The organism is Croceitalea sp. W27 (assembly GCF_055693185.1).
Genome location: NZ_CM146327.1, coordinates 294,225 through 316,930, shown reverse-complemented (window position 1 = coordinate 316,930; position 22,706 = coordinate 294,225). Strand labels below are relative to the sequence as shown.

General features: G+C 37.5%; 25 protein-coding genes. 15 read left to right on the top strand and 10 right to left on the bottom strand.

Annotated features, from left to right (window positions below; all coding sequences use genetic code 11):
- The first annotated feature begins 64 nt into the window (after positions 1-64).
- Together ACZ1GR_RS01535 and ACZ1GR_RS01530 are read left to right on the top strand one after the other, a co-directional pair.
- Positions 65-730 carry a uracil-DNA glycosylase gene (locus ACZ1GR_RS01535; protein ID WP_472610510.1) on the top strand — a complete coding sequence of 222 codons (666 nt, stop codon included), beginning with the start codon at positions 65-67 and terminating at the stop codon, positions 728-730.
- 90 nt (positions 731-820) lie between these two features.
- Complete coding sequence (locus tag ACZ1GR_RS01530) at positions 821-1,234, top strand: response regulator (RefSeq protein WP_472610509.1); 414 nt, start codon at positions 821-823, stop codon at positions 1,232-1,234.
- Here the strand turns inward: ACZ1GR_RS01530 and ACZ1GR_RS01525 are convergent.
- The 5 genes from ACZ1GR_RS01525 to ACZ1GR_RS01505 form a co-directional block, all read right to left on the bottom strand.
- Positions 1,223-2,068 (bottom strand): substrate-binding domain-containing protein, encoded by an 846-nt coding sequence (locus tag ACZ1GR_RS01525; RefSeq protein ID WP_472610508.1) that lies wholly within the window; start codon positions 2,066-2,068, stop codon positions 1,223-1,225. The genes ACZ1GR_RS01530 and ACZ1GR_RS01525 overlap by 12 nt on opposite strands.
- Before the next feature lie 19 nt (positions 2,069-2,087).
- On the bottom strand, positions 2,088-2,954 hold the full coding sequence (locus ACZ1GR_RS01520) for a nucleoside phosphorylase (RefSeq protein ID WP_472610507.1): 867 nt from the start codon (positions 2,952-2,954) through the stop codon (positions 2,088-2,090).
- Position 2,955: 1 nt separating this feature from the next.
- Positions 2,956-3,888: a DUF1835 domain-containing protein gene (locus tag ACZ1GR_RS01515; RefSeq protein ID WP_472610506.1), complete on the bottom strand. Its 933-nt coding sequence runs from the start codon at positions 3,886-3,888 to the stop codon at positions 2,956-2,958.
- Between the two features lie 146 nt (positions 3,889-4,034).
- Complete coding sequence (locus ACZ1GR_RS01510; RefSeq protein ID WP_472610505.1) at positions 4,035-4,364, bottom strand: translation initiation factor; 330 nt, start codon at positions 4,362-4,364, stop codon at positions 4,035-4,037.
- A 4-nt stretch (positions 4,365-4,368) separates the two neighbouring features.
- Entirely contained in the window at positions 4,369-5,319 is a 951-nt protein-coding gene (locus tag ACZ1GR_RS01505; protein WP_472610504.1) for an isopenicillin N synthase family dioxygenase, read from the bottom strand.
- Positions 5,320-5,426: 107 nt separating this feature from the next.
- Between ACZ1GR_RS01505 and ACZ1GR_RS01500 the strand changes: the two genes are divergently transcribed.
- The 11 genes from ACZ1GR_RS01500 (at position 5,427) to ACZ1GR_RS01450 (ending at position 15,497) form a co-directional block, all read left to right on the top strand.
- The gene (locus tag ACZ1GR_RS01500; protein ID WP_472610503.1) at positions 5,427-7,403 is read left to right on the top strand and encodes an alpha-ketoacid dehydrogenase subunit alpha/beta; all 1,977 of its coding nucleotides are present in this window, start codon (positions 5,427-5,429) and stop codon (positions 7,401-7,403) included.
- A 170-nt stretch (positions 7,404-7,573) separates the two neighbouring features.
- Positions 7,574-8,056 carry a lipocalin-like domain-containing protein gene (locus ACZ1GR_RS01495; protein WP_472610502.1) on the top strand — a complete coding sequence of 161 codons (483 nt, stop codon included), beginning with the start codon at positions 7,574-7,576 and terminating at the stop codon, positions 8,054-8,056.
- A 7-nt stretch (positions 8,057-8,063) separates the two neighbouring features.
- Positions 8,064-8,756, top strand: coding sequence for a YiaD family glycine zipper/OmpA-like lipoprotein (locus ACZ1GR_RS01490; protein ID WP_472610501.1), 693 nt, complete (start codon positions 8,064-8,066; stop codon positions 8,754-8,756).
- A 75-nt stretch (positions 8,757-8,831) separates the two neighbouring features.
- Positions 8,832-9,959, top strand: a complete 1,128-nt coding sequence (locus tag ACZ1GR_RS01485; RefSeq protein WP_472610500.1) for an NAD(P)/FAD-dependent oxidoreductase — start codon at positions 8,832-8,834, stop codon at positions 9,957-9,959.
- Positions 9,960-9,970: 11 nt separating this feature from the next.
- On the top strand, positions 9,971-10,672 hold the full coding sequence (locus ACZ1GR_RS01480) for a methyltransferase domain-containing protein (protein ID WP_472610499.1): 702 nt from the start codon (positions 9,971-9,973) through the stop codon (positions 10,670-10,672).
- A 3-nt stretch (positions 10,673-10,675) separates the two neighbouring features.
- Positions 10,676-11,731: a type III polyketide synthase gene (locus tag ACZ1GR_RS01475; protein ID WP_472610498.1), complete on the top strand. Its 1,056-nt coding sequence runs from the start codon at positions 10,676-10,678 to the stop codon at positions 11,729-11,731.
- A complete protein-coding gene (locus ACZ1GR_RS01470) occupies positions 11,731-12,519 on the top strand; it encodes an enoyl-ACP reductase FabI (RefSeq protein ID WP_472610497.1) in 789 nt (262 codons plus the stop codon). Before ACZ1GR_RS01475 ends, ACZ1GR_RS01470 begins: the two co-directional genes overlap by 1 nt.
- A gap of 245 nt (positions 12,520-12,764) precedes the next feature.
- Positions 12,765-13,535, top strand: coding sequence for a GIY-YIG nuclease family protein (locus ACZ1GR_RS01465; protein WP_472610496.1), 771 nt, complete (start codon positions 12,765-12,767; stop codon positions 13,533-13,535).
- Positions 13,525-14,802 (top strand): beta-ketoacyl-[acyl-carrier-protein] synthase family protein, encoded by a 1,278-nt coding sequence (locus tag ACZ1GR_RS01460; protein ID WP_472610495.1) that lies wholly within the window; start codon positions 13,525-13,527, stop codon positions 14,800-14,802. The genes ACZ1GR_RS01465 and ACZ1GR_RS01460 overlap by 11 nt, the downstream gene beginning before the upstream one ends.
- A 3-nt stretch (positions 14,803-14,805) precedes the next feature.
- A complete protein-coding gene (locus tag ACZ1GR_RS01455) occupies positions 14,806-15,066 on the top strand; it encodes an acyl carrier protein (RefSeq protein ID WP_472610494.1) in 261 nt (86 codons plus the stop codon).
- Positions 15,063-15,497, top strand: a complete 435-nt coding sequence (locus ACZ1GR_RS01450; protein ID WP_472610493.1) for a hypothetical protein — start codon at positions 15,063-15,065, stop codon at positions 15,495-15,497. Before ACZ1GR_RS01455 ends, ACZ1GR_RS01450 begins: the two co-directional genes overlap by 4 nt.
- Here the strand turns inward: ACZ1GR_RS01450 and ACZ1GR_RS01445 are convergent, their stop codons facing one another.
- A complete protein-coding gene (locus ACZ1GR_RS01445; protein WP_472610492.1) occupies positions 15,498-16,055 on the bottom strand; it encodes a YceI family protein in 558 nt (185 codons plus the stop codon). It abuts the gene before it with no gap.
- A gap of 120 nt (positions 16,056-16,175) precedes the next feature.
- On the opposite strand from ACZ1GR_RS01445, the gene ACZ1GR_RS01440 reads away from it, so the two are divergent.
- Both ACZ1GR_RS01440 and ACZ1GR_RS01435 read left to right on the top strand, forming a co-directional pair.
- Entirely contained in the window at positions 16,176-16,514 is a 339-nt protein-coding gene (locus tag ACZ1GR_RS01440) for a hypothetical protein (RefSeq protein WP_472610491.1), read from the top strand.
- Positions 16,515-16,580: 66 nt separating this feature from the next.
- Positions 16,581-17,882 (top strand): hypothetical protein, encoded by a 1,302-nt coding sequence (locus ACZ1GR_RS01435; protein ID WP_472610490.1) that lies wholly within the window; start codon positions 16,581-16,583, stop codon positions 17,880-17,882.
- A 574-nt stretch (positions 17,883-18,456) separates the two neighbouring features.
- On the opposite strand, the gene ACZ1GR_RS01430 is transcribed toward ACZ1GR_RS01435, so the two are convergent.
- The 4 genes from ACZ1GR_RS01430 to ACZ1GR_RS01415 all read right to left on the bottom strand — a co-directional run bounded on the left by ACZ1GR_RS01430 (position 18,457) and on the right by ACZ1GR_RS01415 (position 22,617).
- Positions 18,457-18,891 carry a hypothetical protein gene (locus tag ACZ1GR_RS01430; RefSeq protein ID WP_472610489.1) on the bottom strand — a complete coding sequence of 145 codons (435 nt, stop codon included), beginning with the start codon at positions 18,889-18,891 and terminating at the stop codon, positions 18,457-18,459.
- A 275-nt stretch (positions 18,892-19,166) separates the two neighbouring features.
- Positions 19,167-20,960, bottom strand: a complete 1,794-nt coding sequence (locus ACZ1GR_RS01425; RefSeq protein ID WP_472610488.1) for a hypothetical protein — start codon at positions 20,958-20,960, stop codon at positions 19,167-19,169.
- Between the two features lie 80 nt (positions 20,961-21,040).
- On the bottom strand, positions 21,041-22,108 hold the full coding sequence (locus ACZ1GR_RS01420) for a hypothetical protein (protein ID WP_472610487.1): 1,068 nt from the start codon (positions 22,106-22,108) through the stop codon (positions 21,041-21,043).
- On the bottom strand, positions 22,105-22,617 hold the full coding sequence (locus tag ACZ1GR_RS01415) for a hypothetical protein (RefSeq protein WP_472610486.1): 513 nt from the start codon (positions 22,615-22,617) through the stop codon (positions 22,105-22,107). Before ACZ1GR_RS01415 ends, ACZ1GR_RS01420 begins: the two co-directional genes overlap by 4 nt.
- Positions 22,618-22,706: the final 89 nt, after the last annotated feature.

Genomic DNA, 22,706 nt, shown 5'->3' with positions numbered 1-22,706 from the left:
AGAATTTATTCATGTTTTCAAAAACAAATTACAGCAAGCTGTAAATTTGTAAAAACTCCTTTAGATGAACGTCTCCATTGCGCCAAGTTGGAAACCTTTTTTGCAAGCAGAATTTGAGAAACCCTACTTTCATGAACTTGCCACCTTTGTAAAGAGTGAATACCAAAATCATAGGTGTTATCCTAAAGGTTCTGAGATTTTCTCAGCTTTTGACCATTGTCCGTTTCACGAAACCAAAGTGGTGATTATTGGGCAAGATCCTTACCATGGACCGAATCAAGCCAATGGCTTATGTTTTTCGGTTAGAGATGGTGTGCCGCATCCACCATCATTAAGTAATATTTTCAAGGAAATTAAAGTCGATACCGGCAAAGAGTACCCAAAAAGTGGAAATTTAGAGCGGTGGGCAGAACAGGGGGTACTCCTTTTAAACGCGACCTTGACCGTTCGAGCCCATCAAGCGGGAAGCCATCAGAAAAAAGGCTGGGAGAAGTTCACCGATACCGTTATCAAAACACTTTCGAAAGAACAAGAAGGCTTGGTTTTTCTGCTTTGGGGCGGATTTGCTAAGAAAAAAGCCGGTTTGGTCGATACAGCGAAGCACCATATTCTAACGTCGGGACATCCTTCACCATTAAGTGCAAACAGAGGACTTTGGTTTGGAAATCAACATTTTAGTAAGACAAATGGCTTACTACAAAAGATGGATAAGGAAAAAATAGACTGGTAAAATCTTTAAAATCTTACAGTTTTTAAAATATCTTAAGAAATCATGCGTTATTTTCTTGACTAAAATGATTAAAATTCTTACAATATGAATATGCCAAATACAATTTTGTTAGTTGATGATGACGATACTACAAACTTGCTTAACAAGTACTTTGCAGAAGCGATTGATGATACCATCGATGTTGTTACAGCAGTAAATGGTTTGGAAGCACTTCAATTTTTAGAGAATAGCGATATTGAGGCCATAGGGCCTTGCTTTGTAGTGCTAGATGTTATGATGCCGATTATGGATGGATGGGAATTCTTAGAAGAATTCAACCAGCGTTTTGATGCAAAATTCAAGGAACAGGTTACCATTTCTATTTTGACCGGTCTTGATGCCGATAAAATTGCAAAAAAGGCCAAAGAAAACCCACTAGTGCAAGACACGGTAGAAAAGCCGTTGTCAGATGAAAAATTCAGGGCCTTAATAGGAAAACATTACGCCGAAAAACTAAGTCAATAAAGCACTACTGTCCTTAATTTCAGATATCAGGTCCAACTCAAAAAGTTGGACCTGAATTTTTTTAAGGATGTCCGGTGTCAACTGTGATTGGCCCCAATGCGTTTTTGACAACCAAATTTTAATATCCTCTAGTTTTTGGTCATAACGATTTGCCAATGTTCTATCGATACTCGGTATCAGTTTAAACTCTTCGGTATATAAATTTATGACTTCTAAGATATGTTTTAGCGCACCGGGTTGATCTGAGGCAAATTTATTGGTCGTTGCGATTACAAAACAGGGCCAAAGGGTAGGGCAGTCCCCTAATCTTCTAAAAAGACCTTTATCCACCAGTGGTTTTGTAGTGAAATGTTCCCACATAAAATAATCCGCTTCATTTTCTGTTAAACCTGCCACAGCACCCTGAAGATTGTTAATGATTTCAAACTTAAGGTTCTTAGTGCTCCAGTTTTGTTGTTTCGCATGTACATATGCCATTAGATGACTGCCGCTACCGTATCGGCTTATTGCCGCTCTTGAGCCTTCTAGGTCGTCAATAGTGTTAAAATCACTGTTTGCAGCTACATGAATACCCCATAATAACGGAGATTGAATGTATACCTGAGCTATTCGCGAAGGATTTCCGTCTGTGATACTTTTTACGATACCCTCGGTCAATATAATGGCCATGTCGGTTTCTTCATCTGCCAACATTTGTGCCATTCTACCCGTTCCTTCATGGATATCTGTCCATTCGAGGTCAATACCCCTTTCTTCAAAAGCACCTTCTTCAATGGCTAAATGCCATGGTAGATTAAAATGTTCGGGTACCCCGATGATACTGACCTTTTTCATTATAACTTTATTGCGAATTTCATGAAATTTTTTCTAAGCAGTATTGAATAAGCTGCTCAACAGTTCTAGCTGGATTTTTAGAAAATTCACCTGTAGCCCGATTGGCCAAAATAGCATTCATAGAGACCGCTCGGTGCCCCAAGATAGATGCTAAGCCATAAATTCCAGCGGTTTCCATTTCTAAATTGGTTACTTTTTTATCCAGAAAATTGAAAGCCATTAATTTTTGATGAAAGTCCTTCAATGTTGGACTTAGACGAAGTCCTCGACCTTGTGGACCATAAAAACCCGCGTTGGTTACCGTGGTTCCAAATCGTATACGATTTGAATTTAGCTTATTTTTCAAAAGATCATCGCAGTCGAACGCATATGCCGTAATATGACGATTTTGCCAGCCTAAATAACTATTTAATTTTGATGCTAAAGTAGTATTCTGCTCATCAGAGCAATTATAAAAATGCATTAATCCATCTAGACCGATGGCATGTGCACTTAATAAGAAAGAATCGATGTCGATATCTGGTTGAATAGCTCCAGATGTACCGATGCGTATAAAATTGAGTGTTGTTTTTTTGTCCTTTTCTTCACGATTGCCAAAATCAATATTGACCAAGGCATCCAATTCATTAAAAACGATATCGATGTTGTCCGTTCCGATACCGGTTGAGATTACCGAGATGCGTTTTCCGTTTAAAATACCCGTATGGGTGTGAAATTCACGTTTTCCTTTTTTTACTTCAATGACATCGAAATGTTTTGATACATCATGAACCCGCTCGGGGTCACCCACTGTAATAATTGTTTCCGCAATATCTTCAGGAAGTAGGTTTAAATGATAAATACTGCCATCTGAATTAAGAATCAGCTCAGAAGCTGCTAATGGCATACTATAATTTTAAAATTCTTTCAGAAGCACTGTTATACAAGAAATTATACTTTAACGCGCCACCCAAATATGCCTCATTATCACGTATCTCTGCATAATAATTTGATTTTCCTTGAAGTACCTCTTTCCCTTTTTTGGTCAAACGAACCGGGCTAAAAGAACTGATCAAAGGCTTCATAGTAGTAAGTATTCTTTCATATTGTACATCTCCGAAACCATAAAAGCCTTGATTGCCAAGAATTTTTTTCATGAATTCTAGACGTGAGCTGGATTTTTCATCGACCGCAAGATGTAATACCCGGTTTTCAACGCTATTAAGTCCGTTCTTAATGGTAGGAAAGCGCTGTAAATGCGCTTTTATAGCATCTGATAAATAATCGAACTTATAGTTCTGGTAATCCGTAAGGTTTTCTAAACGAATTGGGTTGTCGCTACAATACAACTGCCATACATAATCTGCATATTCGATATCATCTTGAGAAAGTATTGTTCGTTTCTCGTATAAAGCGACCAGTTGTTCGTCGCTCAGCTGATTTAAGCTGTATAATCTGTCCGTTTCATCTTCTTTGCCACTACAGACCAAAGAAATCTCCGCATGTCTGCGATGTGTTTTCAGCCAACTTAGAACAGCAAGCATATTGATCTGGCAAAAAAGATCGTATTCGAACCAAAGTACAATTTGGTCTTGCTGCTTATGATTACAAAGGGACCGATACTCTTTTAAGGTTTTTTCAACAAACCAAGATTTCGATACTTTATAATTCTTGTTCAAAAATTCAAAACGGGTTTTCCAAAAGGATTCACTACCAACGCTACTAAGGGTTTTACCTTCGCAAAGCATTTCGCGCCAGGTAATAATATCTCCCTTAAGGGGTAACGATTGTAACTTTTCAGTGAAACTGTCTCCATTGGTAATGTGCAACAGTGATTTCATCTTCAGTGTAGTTTACGTTAGTTAGGAATTCTAAATGTAGTATTTAAACGAAAAAGAGAAAAATTATTCCGGCAAAACATCGTTGTTTGACCGAAAAATTTAACAGATTATCGATAAAATCAATTTTAAACGCAACCATCGGCAAATTATCCGCCGACCCTTTTCACTTTAAACCCTTTTTGTTTTAAGAAATCCATGATTTTGTCGCGATAATCCCCCTGAATAATAATTGTTTCGTTTTTAAAGCTTCCGCCGACGCTTAAATAGGACTTCAGCTCTTTTGCCAACTTCTTAAAGTCTGCATCTGCGCCGGTATACCCTTCTAAAATGGTTATTGGCTTGCCTTTTCGTTTTTCGTATTTACAGATAATCGGTGCATCTTGCAACCAGTAGTCCGGTTTTTCAGGCTCTGGGGTGTTGGATTCCTCAGGGACATGGTCTGGGAATAAATTTTTGAGCTGGTCACTAATATCCATCTGCTTATTTTTTTACCAAGCCTAGTTCGATTAAACGCTCATGTAAATATGCTCCCGCGGTGATATCTTCAAACTGTTTTGGATTATTTTCGTCGATACAATCTTCTAAACAATTTAAGGGCATTTCACTAACCGGATGCATAAAAAACGGGATGGAATATCGTGAAGTTCCCCATAATTCCCGAGGTGGATTTACCACTTGATGAATGGTGGATTTTAATTTATTGTTGGTCAGTCTAGAAAGCATATCTCCTACATTGATCATGAGTTGGTCGGGCCGAGCTATCGCATCGACCCATTCGCCTTTATGATTTTTGACTTGTAAACCTTTTCCATGGGCGCCCATTAAAAGTGTAATAAGATTAATGTCGCCATGTGCCGCTGCACGCACCGCATTTTTCGGCTCTGAGGTTATCGGAGGATAATGGATTGGGCGTAAAATAGAGTTCCCATTTTTGATCCATTCATCAAAATAGGTTTCCTCCAAATCGAGATGTAAGGCCAACGCGCGTAAAACGTATTTTGCGGTCTTCTCTAACATCTGATAGGTCTCTTTACCTACAGCGTTGAATTCTGGAAGTTCTTTTACCGTAACATTATCCGGATATTCTGCTTCCAATTTAGGATTGTTCTCCACATATTGTCCAAAATGCCAGAATTCCTTTAAGTCTCCCTCTTTTCTCCCTTTGGCATGTTCCTTACCAAAAGAGGTATAGCCTCGCTGGCCCCCTATGCCTTCAATTTCATAAGAGTCTTTTATTTCTTGTGCCAGTGCAAAAAACTTTTTGATTTCATCGTATAAATTCTTGACCAATTCCTCGGACAGAAAATGCCCGCTAAGTGAAACGAAACCAATATCTTCAAAAGCTGCGCCGATATCATTGGTGAATTTCTTTTTTCTATTTGGGTCTTCTGATATAAAGTCCTCTAAATTTACACTTGGTATTGCGCTCATGGTAGCTTGTTTAAGAGTTTCAAATTTAAGAAATCTCAATCAACCATTTTAAAAATTAGACCGCATCTGACCTTTTTATTACTTTTAACCCGCTTGAAATTTTTTATATGCGATACCATATTGGCGATTTTGATAATGAAGTCCTAATTCAGCTCTACGAGCGAATGCTTAAGCCTAGAATGATTGAAGAGAAAATGCTTATTCTGCTTCGTCAGGGTAAAATTTCGAAATGGTTCAGCGGTATCGGTCAAGAAGCGATTTCGGTGGGTGTCGCTTCTGCTTTAAAGAATGAAGAATACATTCTTCCGATGCATCGAAACCTTGGTGTTTTTACGACTAGGAAGGTTCCCTTAAATCGATTGTTCGCCCAATGGCAAGGCAAGGCTAGCGGATTTACCAAAGGCCGCGACCGAAGTTTTCATTTTGGTAGTCAAGAACATAAAATAGTCGGCATGATTTCACATTTAGGTCCGCAACTTGGTGTTGCCGATGGTATTGCCCTAGCGGATTCTTTACGACGAAAGAAACGGGTAACCGCTGTTTTTACGGGAGAAGGCGCTACAAGCGAGGGAGATTTTCACGAGGCATTGAATGTGGCTTCGGTGTGGAATTTACCAGTGCTTTTTTGTATTGAGAACAATGGTTATGGGCTCTCGACCCCAACGAACGAGCAATATAATTGTGCGCATCTGGCCGATAGGGCCAAAGGGTATGGCATGGAGTGCCGTATCATTGAAGGGAACAACATTCTTGAGGTCTATTCTAAAGTAAGCGAACTGTGCAAGGCCATACGAAAGAGGCCGCGACCGGTCTTTTTGGAGTTTAAAACCTTTAGGATGCGCGGACATGAAGAAGCAAGCGGAACGAAATATGTGCCAGAAAAATTAATGGCGAAATGGGCAAAAAAAGACCCTATTTCAAACTATGAGGCTTTTTTGCTAGACAAAAAGGTACTGACCTCAGCATACATAGAAAACCTGAAAGCAGAAATAACGGAAGAAATCAACTCGAATCTAGAGTTGGCCTTTAATGAAGAGCCGATTTCATCAACATTAAGTAATGAAATAGGTGATGTGTATCAGAGTTTTGACAATGAAATAGTTAAGCCTTCTGAAAATACTTCAAATATTCGTTTTGTAGATGCCATATCTAACGGATTGCGACAGTCGATGGAACGCCACAACGAACTCATTATAATGGGGCAAGATGTTGCGGAATATGGAGGGGTCTTTAAAATAACCGAAGGTTTTACAAAAGAATTTGGCCGCAGTAGGGTAAGAAATACCCCTATTTGCGAATCTGCGATTGTTTCTGCAGCTATGGGGCTATCCATCAATGGTATGAAAGCCGTTGTTGAAATGCAGTTTGCCGATTTTGTTACCTCTGGTTTTAATCCCGTGGTGAATTATTTGGCCAAAGTTCATTATCGTTGGGGGCAGAATGCGGATGTAGTTGTTCGTATGCCTTGTGGAGGCGGAGTTGGCGCTGGTCCGTTTCACTCTCAAACTAATGAGGCATGGTTTACCAAAACTCCAGGACTTAAGGTCGTATATCCTGCTTTCCCCAAAGATGCCAAGGGATTACTAACATCTTCTATTAACGACCCGAATCCTGTATTGTTTTTTGAACATAAAGGGCTGTATAGAAGTGTTTATGGCGATGTTCCCGATGATTATTATACATTACCCCTTGGCAAAGCCAGTATTTTAAGAACTGGCAACGCGGTAAGTATTGTGAGCTATGGTGCTGGAGTACATTGGGCCTTGGAAGCACTTGAAAAACATCCTGAAATAGATGCGGAACTCATCGATTTAAGAACACTTCAACCCCTTGATGTAGATACGATCTATGAATCCGTAAAGAAAACGGGCAGGCTTATCATTCTTCAAGAAGATTCCCTATTTGGCGGCATTGCAAGTGATATTTCGGCTTTGGTCATGGAAAACTGCTTTGAGTATCTTGATGCCCCTGTAAAAAGGGTTACAAGCTTAGAGACTCCTATCCCTTTCGCAGCAAACTTAGAGGCCGATTATCTTCCCAAAAAACGTTTCGAGGAAACTTTACTCGAATTAATGGACTATTAGCGTATGCGTTAAAATTTATAGCGTTTTAGATACCCTAATAAATCAATTTAGCGCAATTTTGTTGGCATAGCGATTGGGCTGTGTTTTATTGTTTTTAACAAAAATTAACATATAGCCGTAATCGATTTTTGAATAGTAACGTATATACAACAAATACTAAAACTTTAACTATGACTAAAATGAAAGTAATGAGCATGTTAATACTAGTAGGTCTAGTAGCTTCATGTTCGGTCTCTAAATCTGCGAGACAACAACGAAATTTATTGAGCGGTACTTGGGAGCTGAACGATGTCTCTTATGAAAACAATGATGGTGCTTTTAAGTCTGTCATTTTCGGAGATGCCCAAGATATTTGTTTTGAGGGAAGCAATTGGTTCTTCAGGGACAATAACAGTACTGGTCGTTATACCATAAAAAATGGTTCGCTTTGTCAAGGTGGAGACCGTTTTATTCGTTGGTCGGTAATTGAGCCTGCCGATAGGTTAAGCCAGCTGCAGTTCAAGTTTATCGATGCGAAGCGAAAAGACGTTTCTGGAGGTAGAGGATACCGATTGGATATTGCCAATCTAAATGAACAGACGATGACCTTGAAGTCAAACGTGTCGGTTGATGGCCAGCCCGTAACTATAGTTTATGAATTCACAAGAAAATAAAAGAACGATGAGAAAAAATATAAGAAAGAGTGCAGCTTTACTAATGGTTTTAAGTCTTGTAGTGAGCTGTAATGCCGTAAAAAACGCAAACAATAAACAAAAGGGTGCCGTAATCGGTGCAAGTGGTGGCGCTGTAATCGGTGGTGTTATCGGAAATAATGTTGGAAAAGGAAATACGGCCTTAGGGGCCATTATCGGTGCCGTTGTCGGTGGTGCAGCCGGTGGTTATATTGGAAATCGAATGGATAAACAGGCAGAACGAATCGAAGAGGAAATTCCTGGTGCCGAAGTTACGAGAGTAGGAGAGGGGATTAATGTGACCTTTACCGAGGACGCCGGGGTCTATTTTGATACAAGCAGGTCTGATGTCAAAGGAACATCTGCAACTACTTTAGATAAACTTGCCGGTATTTTTCAAGAGTATCCAAATTCTAACGTATTGGTAGAAGGCCATACGGATAGTGCAGGTAGTGAAGAGTATAACTGGAAGTTGTCGCAACAACGTGCGGAGTCTGTAACCAATTATTTGGTAAGCAAAGGAATTTCTAAAAGTAGATTTTCTACCAAATGGTATGGTGAAACACAACCTAAAGAAAGTAATGAAACTGCGGCAGGTAAAGCAAAGAACAGGCGAGTAGAATTAGCAATTATCGCCAGTGAAGCATTGAAACAAGAGGCAATGCAGAAAACAAAAGGATAAGCAAATAAACACCCCACAACAAAATCCCGACTCGCAATAGTCGGGATTTTTGTTTTTATACGGTATCTTCAAAACGTGGAAAAATACGACGTCATAATTGTTGGGGGTGGTCTTGCAGGATTGACTGCGGCAATACACTTAAAGCAAGAGGGCTGCAGTGTTTTGGTGGTAGAGAAGAACAATTATCCCAACCATAAGGTATGCGGAGAATATGTGTCCAATGAAGTGCTTCCTTATCTCGAATCCTTAGGAGTAAATTTGAATGCTGAAAACACGGTCACTATCGATACTTTGCAAATGAGCACTGGGTCCGGAAAAAGTATTCGCACCAAACTTCCTTTAGGAGGATTTGGAATTAGTCGCTATACGTTTGATAATCTGTTATATCAAAAAGCAAAGGCTATGCAGGTAGATTTTGCCTATAAAACTGCTGATGACATTTGTTATAAAGAGAATCAATTTGAGGTAAGTGTTTCAGCTGATGAAAAATATACAGGTGCCGTAGTTATTGGAGCTTATGGAAAAAGATCGGGATTGGATAAAAAGCTAAACCGAAGATTTATACAGCAGAAATCACCTTGGCTTGGCGTCAAATGCCATTATGAGTTCAATGATTTCCCTTCTAATTTAGTTGCCCTACACAATTTTTATGGAGGTTACGGCGGTTTATCGAAAATCGAGGATGGAAGTGTGAATTTCTGCTATCTGACGAATTTCAAGAGCTTTAAACAATATGGCTCCATCGCAGAATTTAATTCAAAAGTAGTTTCAAAGAACCCGTTTCTTGGTGATTTCTTGGCCAGTGCGAAGCCTAAATTCAAAAAGCCGGTGAGTATCGCCCAGATTTCCTTTGAAAAGAAACAATCCGTTCAAAATCATGTCTTAATGTGCGGTGATAGTGCTGGTTTAATCCATCCGCTTTGCGGTAATGGTATGGCAATGGCGATACATAGTGCTAAAATAGCTGCAGAATGCATTTTAGATTATTTAAAAGAGAGCGATCCAAATAGAGATAAGCTAGAAAAGAGTTATGCAAGTCTTTGGAGAAAAGAATTTGAAGGGCGATTACGAATGGGGAGAACGGTACAGCGCGTTCTTATGAGCAATACGGCTTCTGAAATAGCAATATGTACAATCGCAAAGTCTGAAAAAATACTGCAATCGATGATTAAACACACCCATGGAAACCCTATATTAGTCTAATGCAGTTGACAATGAGAAATACGGAAATAGAGTTGATGGACAATCCCGATTTGGGGATTCAAGAGCTTAAAAAAGTATTTAAAGACATCAATCGGGTCAATGCAGTGCTGGGCGGAAGTAAAATTAGTATCGATGGCCTACATGAATTGCTGAAAAGCAGTCCTAATAAATCGTATACGATTTTGGATATGGGTTGCGGCGACGGTTACATGCTTCGGGAGGTCGCATTATTCTTAAGGAAACAAGGCATCAAAGCTGAACTTATAGGGATGGATTTACGTGATGATATCCTTTCAATTGCTAAGGAAGCGTCTAAAGATTTTCCTGAAATCTCGTATGTACAACAAGATGTTTTGGCGTTAAATCCGGAACAATTTCAGTGCGATGTGCTTCTTTGTACACTTACGATGCATCATTTTACTAATGACGAAATTTCAGTTTTTTTAGACAAGTTTATTTCGATTTCAAGACTTGGCATCGTTATCAATGATTTGCAAAGAAGTCGATTGGCCTGTTATCTTTTTAAAATGTTCAGATTTTTTTTCTTGAAAACCAAAATTGCCAAAAAAGATGGGCTGACCTCCATAAAAAGTGGTTTCTTGAAATCAGAATTACAGCAATTTGCAAAAAAAATACCGAACGTTATTCATAGAATTGAATGGAAATGGGCTTTTCGTTATGTATGGATAATGCAAACCAATCGACTAAACTAATTTATGGGCGAAGTTAAAATAGTAGGAGTTTCAAAAGAATTGCCGGCGTACTGCAGAACTACAGAAGCTATTATACCCTTCGTTAATCTTTGGCTTTCTGGGCAAGAAGACCGTTTTAGAAGAAAGGTGGTCAAAATTTTTGAAGGGGCAGGGGTGGACAAGCGCTATGGCATCATGAATATCGATGAAGTTTTCAATGCGACTTCGTTTGAGGACAAAAATGCTATCTATGTTCGCGAAGTCAAAAAACTTGGCGTGAATTGCCTCGCCAAGGCCTTGAAAAAAAACAACTGGGAAGCCAATTCTTTGGACTATATCATTACGGTGAGTTGCACCGGTATTATGATACCTTCGTTAGATGCCTACTTAATTAATGAACTAGGTCTTAAACAAGATGTGGTACGCCTGCCGGTAACAGAAATGGGTTGCGCTGCCGGGGTCTCCGGTTTGATATATGCATCACACTTTCTAAAGAATAATCCTGGTAAAAGAGCGGCGGTAGTTGCCGTTGAAAGTCCTACGGCTACTTTTCAGCTCAACGATTTCTCCATGGCCAATATGGTAAGCGCAGCAATTTTTGGTGATGGTGCAGCTTGTGTCTTACTTTCTTCGGAGGAGGAAGCCGAAGGGCCAAAGTTTTGTGGTGAGGAAATGTACCATTTTCAAGATGCTACATATATGATGGGTTTTGATTTGACCAATACAGGTCTAAAAATGATTCTAGATCCTACGGTTCCTGAGGTTATTGCAGAACACTTTCCAAAGATTGTACATCCCTTTTTAGAAAAGCACCATAGTTCCATCGAAAAAGTGGACCACTTGATTTTTCATCCTGGTGGCCGTAAAATTGTACAGACGGTTGAGGATTTGTTTGGTAAATTAGGAAAGGAGATTAACGATACTCGCGAAGTGCTCAGAAATTATGGTAATATGAGCAGCTGTACTGTTTTGTATGTTTTAGAGCAGTTTTTAGAGAAAGAAATAGCAAGCGGGGAACAAGGCCTTATTTTAAGTTTTGGCCCTGGTTTTTCTGCACAACGTGTTTTAATAGAATGGTAATGAATTTGGATGATGAATATCCTTGGGCTTTAATTCTTGGCGGTAGCAGCGGCCTTGGTCTGGCGACGGCAAAAAAGCTAGGTTCGGAAGGCTATAATCTGATTGTGATCCATAGAGACCGCAAGTCAGATTTGGAAACAATCGATAAGGCCTTTAAAGAGATTATTCAAAGTGGTGTTCGTTGTATCGGTTATAACGTAGATGCTACGAATACTGAGAAACAACAACACCTCATTGCTGAAATAGCACAATTATTACAAAGCGCTAGCATAAAAGTCATGGTGCATAGTATTGCCAAGGGCAATTTAAAACCAATGTATTCCAATGATTCCTTAGAGTTGCACAATCAAGATTTTCAATTGACCATCAATGCGATGGCCCTGAGTTTGTATGATTGGGTGAAATTATTGGTTAAAAATCGATTGTTTTCTGAAGATGCACGAATTATTGCCTTTACCAGTGAAGGAAATAGTAAGGCTTGGCCGAATTATGCGGCAGTCTCTTCGGCCAAGGTAGCCTTAGAGGCTATTGTTAGGAATATTGCACTTGAATTCGCACCGATTGGTATTAAAGCAAATTGCATTCAAGCGGGAGTGACCGATACGAAATCGATGCGAATGATTCCCAATAGTGATATAATTGTTGAAGAAGCCTTGAAACGAAATCCTAATGGGCGCCTGACAACGCCAGAAGATGTCGCGAATGCTGCGTTTCTGCTTGTAAAAGAAGAGGCCAAGTGGATTACTGGCACTGTTTTGAAAGTGGATGGAGGTGAAAGTTTACGGTAGATTTTGTCACACTGAGCTTGTCGAAGTGTTGAAAAAGATGGTACCGTTTAACCGTCACACTGAGCTTGTCGAAGTGTTGAACAAGATGATACCGTTTAATTGTCACACTGAGCTTGTCGAAGTGTTGAACAAGATGGTACCGTTTAACCGTCACACTGAGCTTGTCGAAGTGACATAATTAATTTAATAAAACAAAAGCGCTTATATCGAGCCTGCCAAAGCATTAAGTGATATTAGAAAGACCCATGAAAAAGTACTTTGTCTATATCTTATTATGTTCTGATAAATCCTATTACACTGGTGTAACCAACGACGTGTATTTAAGTGAGGAACAACATAATAAAGGAATAGATAAGAAGGCATATACTTTTAATCGCCGACCCGTGAAGTTGGTTTGGTTTCAAGAATTTGTGAGTCCTGACCAGGCTATAGCGAAAGAAAAGCAGCTAAAAGGGTGGAGCAGAAAAAAGAAAGAAGCTTTGATAAATAACAATTTAGAAGGTTTGCCCGAGCTATCTCGAAATAGTCTTCGACAGCACTTCGACAAGCTCAGTGTGACAGTTCAGACTGACAACTTTCAATCAATTATAGAAAAACTACCCTACCAAAATCCGTTTCTTTTTGTTGATTCCCTGAGTGAAGTCAATGAAAGTGAGGTAGTAGGGGAGTATACTTTTAAAGCTGATGCTAACTTTTACAGGGGGCATTTTAAAAATTTTCCTGTTACCCCAGGAGTTTTATTAACGGAATGCTGCGCTCAAATAGGGCTGGTATGCTTAGGAATATATCTTTTAGGCAAGGATATGGATAAAGACCTGAAAATAGGGCTTTCAAGCTCTGACATGGAGTTTCTACAACCAGTTTATCCTAATGAAAGGGTCACTGTACGGTCCGAATTGGTTTATTTTCGATTCCATAAACTCAAATGCAAGGTTAAGATGTACAATGCAAGAAACGAGGTGGTTTGTAAAGGGCTTATTTCAGGAATGTTTAAAGCCTCTAATAATGAAAAATAGAGTTGTAATAACCGGCCTTGGGGTATGCGCACCTAACGGAACAGGCATTTCTTCCTTTTCAAAAGCTATGGATGAGGGTGCTAGCGGCATTCATTTTTTTGAAGAATTAAAAAATCTAAATTTTTCGTGTCAAGTTGCTGGAAAACCCAATATTAAAGAAATCAACCTTAATAATTACTTTAGTAAAGTACAACTGAAAGATTTAAACTCAAGCGGACTTGTTTACGGTGTTATTTCAGGATTGGATGCATGGAAAGATGCCGGACTTGAAAGACAGGGTCAAGAAAATCAACCAGATTGGGAAAGCGGAATCATTTTTGGAACCGGAATTCTAGGTGTGGATAAGTTTCGAGAATCGATATATAAACTGGATGAGGGAAACGTACGAAGATTGGGCAGTACTTCGGTAGTGCAGACCATGGCAAGTGGAATCAGTGCCTATCTAGGCGGTATTTTAGGAACTGGTAATCAGGTGACGACCAATTCGTCTGCCTGTACCACAGGAACCGAAGCTATTCTAATGGGTTATGAACGAATAAAATCGGGTAGCGCAAAACGAATGTTGGTCGGGAGTTGCAGTGATAGCGGACCCTATGTATGGGGCGGTTTTGATGCCATGCGTATTCTTCCAAGAAAATTTAATGATAATCCCAAAGCTGCAAGCAGGCCCATGAGTGCTTCGGCATCGGGTTTTGTGCCAGGAAGTGGGGCAGGGGCACTGGTACTGGAATCTCTTGAAAGCGCCGTGGACCGCGGGGCTGCAATTTATGCCGAACTATTGGGCGGTGCTGTAAATAGTGGCGGACAGCGGGCCGGAGGCAGTATGACAGCCCCAAATAATAAGGCCGTTCAACGATGTATACAAGAGGCGGTTAAGAATTCAAATATCGACGTCAAAGCTATTGATACTATTAACGGGCATTTGACAGCTACGACCAAGGATGCTACTGAAATTCAAAATTGGAGTAAAGCCTTAGGCTTATCTGGAAGTGATTTTCCTCTAATAAATTCATTCAAAGGCCACTTTGGGCATTGTCTTGCGGCTGCAGGTAGTATAGAAAGTGTGGGCTGTGTGTTGCAACTAAAAGAACAAAAGGTTTATGGGAACCTTAATTGTGAAGACCTGCATCCTGAAATTGAAAGATTGATTTATGCATATAACATACCGCAAAAAACCATTAAAAAACCGGTGAACATTGTGGCAAAAGCAAGTTTTGGTTTTGGTGATGTGAATTCCTGTATTATTTTTAGCACCTATTCAAAATAAAAGATGAACGATACCCAAGAAGAAAAGTACACAAAGCTAAAGGCCATTGTGGAGACGTATTTGCCCGATGATGTTAGCGTTGACGCCATTACTCTTGAAAGTAATTTCACCACGGAACTGAACATCAATTCGGCAAACCTGGTAGACATTGTATTAGATGTTGAGGATACTTTTGATATTATGTTAGAAAATGAAGATATGGATGGTATGCTGACCGTGAAAGATGCATTACAGATTATCGATAAAAAAATAGCCGAAAAATGAATGCGCTTAAAGAGTGGATTTTACTTAAGCTTACTGTAGACAAGCGATTGATAGCCATCTACTGTGTTATTTATTTTTCATGGGGTATGCTCATGAACTGGTTTGGCGCAGCGGTTGAAATCGCCAAGTTTACCTATTGGTGGCAGGTAATTAGCTGTTACATTTTTTATATGGTACCTATTTCATTGCTTTTAAGGGGACTGCCTTTTCATGCACAGTATGCCTATGGTTTGGTCGCAATGTGCCTTTTAGAGTTTGGCGGATATGCTTTTGGTACTTCCTACGCGTATCCCAATAATTTATTGGACCAATTTTTTAATGAACGTAATTTCAGTTTGGCCATGGCGCTCTTTTTTGCGCTTTATTTTCCGTTGGGGAATTGGGGAGTAGGAAAGGTGTATCGATTTTTGTTCAAAAAGCGGGACAAATAGCTACTTCAGGTCGAACAGCAAGACTACTTTGACCAGATTGTCTTCGCGTTTCTTTTTAATTTTGATTCCGTAGTCATAACTATAGATTTCGAATAGGCCTTTCAATTGGTTTCCTTTTATGGTAAAGCTTATCGTTATGGGTTTCGTGATGCCCTTTAAGGTAAGATTTCCTTTTACGGTATAGCTGGTCTCGTTTTGGCTAACAGCAGTGCTCTCAAAACTAATGCGTGGAAACGCATCCTTATCAAAGTATTTTCCGCTTTTTAATGACCAATTACGCAGCCCATTGTTGGTATCAAGCGTCTCAACGGCTACCGAACCCGTAAAGGAAGAGTTTTCGGGCGTATCAAAATCAATGGAGGAACTAGATGTAAATCCCGCGATGCTCCCTTTGACTTCTTTGGAAACAAATTCAAAACTAATTTCTGCATTAGCAATGCCGGTCTGGGCTTTGAGGGCTGTATTAACTGCTGCGAAAAGCAAAAAGGATATCAATGTGATGCGATATTTCATAGTGTTTTTTATTGTCAGATATGATAAGTCTGTTTCTAGTTTCAAACGTACAAGTTATAAAATTCCAACTTTCTATTCTTAAGGTTATTGAACTGTTAAACTTACTCGAATTGGCGTATTTTTTCTACAAAATGCCAGTATTTTTACTAACTTTAAGAGAATCAGATGGTCATAGCAATGGAGAGTGCCCAACAAAATAGTGCCTTAATCAATGAAATGCTTTTTAAACTAGAGCGTAATCATACTGAGATACAAACGCTTTTGGGCAAACTCAATTCGTATACCTGCGAACCCACAAATTACGAATGCTTTGAAAGGTTACGCGATTTGCGCGACGATATTGAGGCTTTAAAAAAACGGCATTTGGAATTATTCCGCACCATAGATGTAAAACAGCTCGATAAACAAGAAGAGTTGGTCGAAAAGATGCGAGACCAAATCGCTTCTTTTAAAGAATTGGACGGTAAAATAGGGGCGTACGTTATCGATACGAACGGCTATTAATTTCAAGCTTTCGATTTTCTTTTCTAGAAAAGAGTCCTATATTTAGGCTAACAATCATCAACCGAATTGAAAAACGACCAAAAGGCGGAATACCGGTCCATAAGCTGGCAATTAGAAACTATAATCGCAGGTGGACTCTTCTACACGCTGTTTATCAGCACCGATTTTTTTAAAAACTTCTACATTCAGAAACAGGCGATTTTAAATTTAAATCACTACGAAACGCTGATTTTCTTTGGCTTATATATTTTAACTCGAACCTTGTTGATCGGTTTTGGGGCAAACTTGGTGCTACGTACATTTTGGGTGGCCTATATGGCCATTTATAATTGGTACCCCAATGGAGTTAATTATGATAAAATAAACCCTTCCGATAGTCGAAAAAAGAGGCTTGAATTACGATATCATAGAGAAAATAGACTAGAAACCTTAGAGAAATGGGCTAGTTTAAGCTTTAGTTTTGCGATTCTTTTCGCAATGGTGGTCATAAGTACGATTGTAGTATGTCTCTTGATCGATGCCTTTTTGTTAGAGGTATTAGAGCTAGATGATTTGGTCTACAATATTACCTATAATTATGTCTTGGCTGCAGTTATACTGCTTTCACAATTAGGTATTTTAGCTCAATTTTCGTTTAAGACAGGTAAGAAGGTTGTAGATAAAATTTTAACCGCTTTAAATACGTTTTACTACTACATAAGTGGTTCATTTTTATACCAAAGAGAGCTTTTAATTTTACGGTCAAATAGTAAACAGTGGATATTGCTGAGTTTTGGTGTTTTTTATATCGTGATGGCAACATTGATATCAATAAATCAATTAGGGGCATTTTTTTATGGAGGAACTTTTACGGTTAAAAGTTTTGATGATAGAGAAACCTATGAGCAACCATCTGTTTATATGATACGTAACAATTATTGTGAGGATCATTTAAACGAAAATGAAGTTTTTTATAGGGGAGGAATACAGAGTGAAGTAATAGACGAGAATTACCTAAAGCTATTTATAGTGCATTGGTTTTGGTTCGATGATTTTAAGGATAGTGTTTTAACCGATTTAGATTTTAAGAAAGAAATACCGATTTTTAAGAACGATTCTATTAGGAGTGCCTTTTTTGATGGACAACGTACTAAATACCAACAAGCTTTGAATACCTTGTTTACGGTAGAATTAAATACGAAAAAGCTGGATTCTGTGCGTTGGGATAGATACAAGCACCCAAAAACGGATGAGGAAGGCTATGTAACATTTATAAAAGTGGATACTTTAAAGCAAGGCAGAAATATAATGCATGTTAGAAGACGGTATGGAAAGAAAGATTCTCAGGTTTCGCAAAACTGGATGAGTTTTCCATTTTGGAAGGAATAGGGTCGTTTTGAAATATTCTATTTTACATAATATAAATTATGATACAGATTGATATATAAGTATTTTAGGTTCAAGCCTTTAGCTGTAAGTCATAATTCTATTATGTAAAATATCCCTCGCCAGTATTCCTTTTATTCAGCCTGGTAACAGGGTCATCAACCTTTTTAATTTACGCTACTTGAAAATTTTTCACACAGAAGAAAATATATTTTAAACTTCGAAATTCGTCAACCCTGACGACAAACCTCGCGTCTGTACTCATAATTAGTCGTTATGTAAAATTGCCGCACAGCCAATCGCTCGATTGCTTTTTAAAAATAAACGCTTTATGGCGTCCATTTCTAAACACAATTTGCCAACGCTTGGCCAGCGCCAAAAAAAGCAAAACTTTTAGATTCTTTAGAAATACGCGATTTATGAGAAACTTCTCGTCAATAAATTTTTCACAAACTTCTCGCCAACTTGCCGCAACAGCACAAAATTTTAGAAATAAAAATTTCTGTGCACTTGCTACCCTTGGTGTTCCAAACAAACATTTTTTAAGTCTATTTGACATAATGTAGGGATATATCAGTTATTTGAAATTTTCTATTTGATTGTAGCTAATATACTCGCCTAACTTCTCCATTCCTTTTGAAAAGACCTTTATTTCCCAATTCGACAAATATGTATGCATACCAACGTTATTCTCGAAAAAGACGAAATCATCTGGTTTTGCTAGGGTTTTCGAAGGTATCAGGAATATTAGAGGCTCTTTCTCAGGGATAAAACCTATCAATGCCACCCAAAGGTTTTCCCTTGGTTCACCTAGCTTTTCCTTGGGAACTTTTGAACTTTGTTGTGCAATCAAGTCCATTGGTTGCAAGAAGATTTCCGATTGCCTTCCGTTTTCACTTTTTACAACAAAATCCACTCCTTCCCTACCATTTTCCTTTTCGTTGATTTCAAGGCCTGCATTGGTCAACTCAGCTATTAAAACGCTTTCTGCCTGCTTGCCAAATTCTTCCATTAGATTGAGTTTCTTTACTTTTTTTCTTGATAAAAAAAGTAACAAAAAAATCAAGGCTTACAGATAATTTTGGAAACAATGTACGGGTCGGTCGCTAAATTTTAGGATCCATTGTAACTCTTAAGACCGCTTAAAGGCAATACAACCAATTGTAGCGGTCAAAAATTCTTGTAACCAGCCCCCTAAAATTCTTAACGCTCCTCTCCCCTATTGTTTTGCCAAAATTCTCTTAGACCATTAAATCGATATTCAAATTTAAAATTCATTATAAGAATTTATGGTCTACAACTGATATAGGTTTCTATTCCAAGTTCTTTGCAATTTGCTATTAATGATGATACAAACCACAAAATTTGAGTAACCTCATTACGTCTAGAAAAAACCTCATTATTTGATAATCTGTGTAACCCTTCAGCTAGTTGTTGTTTTGAAATAAAATCAACAACTAAATTTACCTGTCTTGAAACATTTGGTTGATTCAATGCAGATTTGTAACAATCAATTGATTCTTGAATGGAGTCATTGGGCCCTTTTATCAATCTTCGAATTTGCGTTTGAGCTCCAGCATTATTATAAGTTTGCTCCCACTCGTCTGCTTTGACATCTAGCATTGAATCTGTGGGTTCAAGATTACCCAAATTTTTATGAGCTTGACCTATAATATCCTGTAAATTACTTGCTGAGAGTCCTTGACCTTCTTTGTGTTTTGCATGATAAAAAACAATACTATCACTTTTGACTGCAATAATATCTGCCCATTCATTGTTTAAATCATCACAAAACATTGCTGTCGAGTCGGTTGCAAATTCATCTACAACAAATCGAAAAACTGAATTTTGTTCAAATTCAGTTTGGACGTTGGAGAAAGCACCTTTTTCACTAGTTGTGTTGATTAACTGCTGATACGGTTGAAATATGGACAAAAAACCTTCTAAGTCTTGCAATAGTCTATGGTCTCTAAATAACTTTCTATAGGTGTAAATCAAAGTGGTTTCAGAAAAATTTACAATGAAATCGTTTCTATTATTTATAAAACTATTAAGATTCGAAAATACTTCCGAACCTCTATCTATTATAATTTTTTTGAACTCTGGCGAACTAACCCTAATTGATTTTGAGGCAATGCTTAACCTCATATCTGAATCTATGTCACTATCAATACTAAATATCCCTTCTACATCATTATTTATATTTAAAGTAACTTTAAAATGATTAATGAAAGTATTAATATTAAAGCCTTCTACTTCTTCTCCATTATCATCAACTTGATATATTCGTTCTATATTTCCTCTTTCTATTTCATCAAGCAATTTGTCAAATTTGATTAAAATACAGATTGGTTCTAAACTATCAATATAATCTTCAAAATTAATAGGCTGAGCAAAACTATCTAGGTATGTATCTCTTGGTGTAAAAGCATTTATTTTTTTTGAAACTGTAACCACCCATGCAAAAAAATCTTGCAGCATTTTTTTATCTCCCAAATAGTTTATTCTAGACGTATTTAAAGAAAGGGATGTCCTCTGACTTTCATTTGATACTCTCATGTTATGAATTACCTGTTTGGGTGCTCCAATTCTCGATATGGTACCTTGAAGGTTGTTAGCCTCTAAGCTCTTATTTCTTAAAGCATTATCTGCAGTACTCATATTACTGACATAAAACTTTTCAAAAAGTGTTTCATCTTCTACAAAAAGTCTTGATAAAATACTGTAATCTATCGGTTCAATGAAATCATTCAAAGTTTTTAGACCTGAAATATTGTTTTTATAGACAATTATGTAGGTTGAATATTCTGCGATTAGAAGAAAGGAAAACTTTGTTTCATAAAGTTCATCAATAGGTTCACTTAGGAAACTCGGTTTTTTAGTGTATTTAAATATGCAAATAGAATAATAAAAACTTTCATCACCAACGGTTGCAACACTCATTATTTCTTTAAGAGAATAACGGTTACTAAGTTTATCTCTTGAAACTTCCGTAAAAATTTGGTTTATCTTATTTCTGGAAAGAGGTTTTTGTTTTTGATAGAAGTAAGCATTGTTATTTAATAATAGTTTGTCAAGCATTTTATTAGGAAATTGAATTATAAAAAAATACCAAGCACCTGCCTGAAGTATTTTGCTTAATAAATACTGTCATTCAAGTTTTAGAAATGAAGACGACTACATTCCAAATTATTAATTGCAAAATCTTTTTTTGAAATTGTATCGCGCGTATATAAATATGATTCTAATCTCCCAAAGTCTTTAGGTTTTTCGCTTAAAATAAGAGACATGGCAATGTATCTTAATTGCAAATTTGGATGGGTTTTTGAAGGGTCAAAATATTGCCTACAAATACCTGCCTCAGATTTATCAAACAACTGATAGATATAAACTAGCATTGCTTGAATCGGTATATAGAGTATAACGGACCTATCTTCATAAGATAAAGTCTCATCTGCACTTTTTGCATAGTTCGAAATTAAATATGCAGCATAAGCATCAGCTCTTGTCTCTTCTTTCTTATTTTGATTTAACGAGTTATGATAATCTCGAAGTGCATCATAATTATCTTTTGGTAGGCTATTAAGGTCACTAAAATTGAATGATTGATTCAGATGCCCAATTTCGTGTAATAAAATTATTGCAATAAAGTTTTCGAAACCTGGCATATTAAAATCACCAGAAATGTTTTTGCCGAATAGCATTTTAAATTTTTGCAAATCACTGTCAAGTAAGGCTATGTAATCGCTTTTTGGGTTAGTTTTGGCTATTTCTAATGTAGCTTGTTGCTTCAAAACATGAGCAACAATCGGACCTATCTTATGATTTTCATATAGATTTCTAACACAGTCATCCTCATCTGCGCAATTATCAAAATCTTTATTGACTTTTACATTTTCCAATTCTGACCTAAAATCATCAATTACTTCCGTCTCTTTTTCAAAAGTTGGGAAGTAGTTTTTTGGTCTTAAAAGAAATACGTTAATAGTTTTAGTAGTACTCTCCAATAATTGTTCATTGCCTTTAAAATTCTCCCAACTTGCTCGTAGTTTAAAATTTTGCTTTTGGTTTTCTAGTATTTTATTTGCAATTCCAATTGCTTTTGATGCGGTTTTCCTCATTGTTGTTGCATCTATTAAGCCTAACTCTTCTCTGGGGTCTAAAGGTGTGGCGAAATAATTACAACTAAATAAACTTAATAATATAAGAACAGTGAGAATTTTTTTCATTCAATTAAATTGATTAATTCAAGCAGAATATTAGATTCCTGATCTGGATGATCCTTTAATTTTGTTTTTAATACAATTATTTCGGTGGTTAGTTCTTTTGCGGTTTCTTTTTTGAGAGTGGCAGTCTCGTTCAGCTTTGTTGCAAGAAGTGTACAAACCGTTGCCACCGCAGCTAAAAATCCGATTAGTTTAAATTTTCCAATTTTTAATGATTCTTTTTGACTTTTATTCATCTCAAAACTACCAGCGATTATAGTAATTATTGCAGTACTTGCAAATCCAATCCATTTAGTTAGTTCCCCGCCCCAATGATACTTTTGAAACAACTCCTTATCCTCAATAATTTTTAGTTTTCCCTTTTCTAAAATTTGTTTTATTTCTTCTGAAAACTCAGCATTACCATGACCCAAAAGAAAATCGTTTGACAGAATATTGGATAAAAATTCTGGATCTGAACGAATATCAAAAAAAATCCAAATTATCAGAATTAACAAAAACAATACTCCCAATCCAAACAGCAGTTTTCCAGAAATTATACTTTTCGAGTTTCCCATTATTTTTTTTAATTAATTTTCCTTCTATTCATTTTTTTATTGCA

What these genes read in the sequence shown, in the direction of transcription:
- ACZ1GR_RS01455 (WP_472610494.1), top strand. Translation starts at nt 14,806, where the DNA reads ATGAACGATACCCAAGAAGAAAAGTACACAAAGCTAAAGGCCATTGTG.
- ACZ1GR_RS01505 (WP_472610504.1), bottom strand. Translation starts at nt 5,319, where the DNA reads ATGAGCGCAATACCAAGTGTAAATTTAGAGGACTTTATATCAGAAGAC.
- ACZ1GR_RS01530 (WP_472610509.1), top strand. Translation starts at nt 821, where the DNA reads ATGCCAAATACAATTTTGTTAGTTGATGATGACGATACTACAAACTTG.
- ACZ1GR_RS01525 (WP_472610508.1), bottom strand. Translation starts at nt 2,068, where the DNA reads ATGAAAAAGGTCAGTATCATCGGGGTACCCGAACATTTTAATCTACCA.
- ACZ1GR_RS01480 (WP_472610499.1), top strand. Translation starts at nt 9,971, where the DNA reads ATGAGAAATACGGAAATAGAGTTGATGGACAATCCCGATTTGGGGATT.
- ACZ1GR_RS01520 (WP_472610507.1), bottom strand. Translation starts at nt 2,954, where the DNA reads ATGCCATTAGCAGCTTCTGAGCTGATTCTTAATTCAGATGGCAGTATT.
- ACZ1GR_RS01470 (WP_472610497.1), top strand. Translation starts at nt 11,731, where the DNA reads ATGAATTTGGATGATGAATATCCTTGGGCTTTAATTCTTGGCGGTAGC.
- ACZ1GR_RS01465 (WP_472610496.1), top strand. Translation starts at nt 12,765, where the DNA reads ATGAAAAAGTACTTTGTCTATATCTTATTATGTTCTGATAAATCCTAT.
- ACZ1GR_RS01510 (WP_472610505.1), bottom strand. Translation starts at nt 4,364, where the DNA reads ATGGATATTAGTGACCAGCTCAAAAATTTATTCCCAGACCATGTCCCT.
- ACZ1GR_RS01420 (WP_472610487.1), bottom strand. Translation starts at nt 22,108, where the DNA reads ATGAAAAAAATTCTCACTGTTCTTATATTATTAAGTTTATTTAGTTGT.
- ACZ1GR_RS01495 (WP_472610502.1), top strand. Translation starts at nt 7,574, where the DNA reads ATGACTAAAATGAAAGTAATGAGCATGTTAATACTAGTAGGTCTAGTA.
- ACZ1GR_RS01475 (WP_472610498.1), top strand. Translation starts at nt 10,676, where the DNA reads ATGGGCGAAGTTAAAATAGTAGGAGTTTCAAAAGAATTGCCGGCGTAC.
- ACZ1GR_RS01490 (WP_472610501.1), top strand. Translation starts at nt 8,064, where the DNA reads ATGAGAAAAAATATAAGAAAGAGTGCAGCTTTACTAATGGTTTTAAGT.
- ACZ1GR_RS01515 (WP_472610506.1), bottom strand. Translation starts at nt 3,888, where the DNA reads ATGAAATCACTGTTGCACATTACCAATGGAGACAGTTTCACTGAAAAG.
- ACZ1GR_RS01425 (WP_472610488.1), bottom strand. Translation starts at nt 20,960, where the DNA reads ATGCTTGACAAACTATTATTAAATAACAATGCTTACTTCTATCAAAAA.
- ACZ1GR_RS01450 (WP_472610493.1), top strand. Translation starts at nt 15,063, where the DNA reads ATGAATGCGCTTAAAGAGTGGATTTTACTTAAGCTTACTGTAGACAAG.
- ACZ1GR_RS01460 (WP_472610495.1), top strand. Translation starts at nt 13,525, where the DNA reads ATGAAAAATAGAGTTGTAATAACCGGCCTTGGGGTATGCGCACCTAAC.
- ACZ1GR_RS01430 (WP_472610489.1), bottom strand. Translation starts at nt 18,891, where the DNA reads ATGGAAGAATTTGGCAAGCAGGCAGAAAGCGTTTTAATAGCTGAGTTG.
- ACZ1GR_RS01440 (WP_472610491.1), top strand. Translation starts at nt 16,176, where the DNA reads ATGGTCATAGCAATGGAGAGTGCCCAACAAAATAGTGCCTTAATCAAT.
- ACZ1GR_RS01535 (WP_472610510.1), top strand. Translation starts at nt 65, where the DNA reads ATGAACGTCTCCATTGCGCCAAGTTGGAAACCTTTTTTGCAAGCAGAA.
- ACZ1GR_RS01500 (WP_472610503.1), top strand. Translation starts at nt 5,427, where the DNA reads ATGCGATACCATATTGGCGATTTTGATAATGAAGTCCTAATTCAGCTC.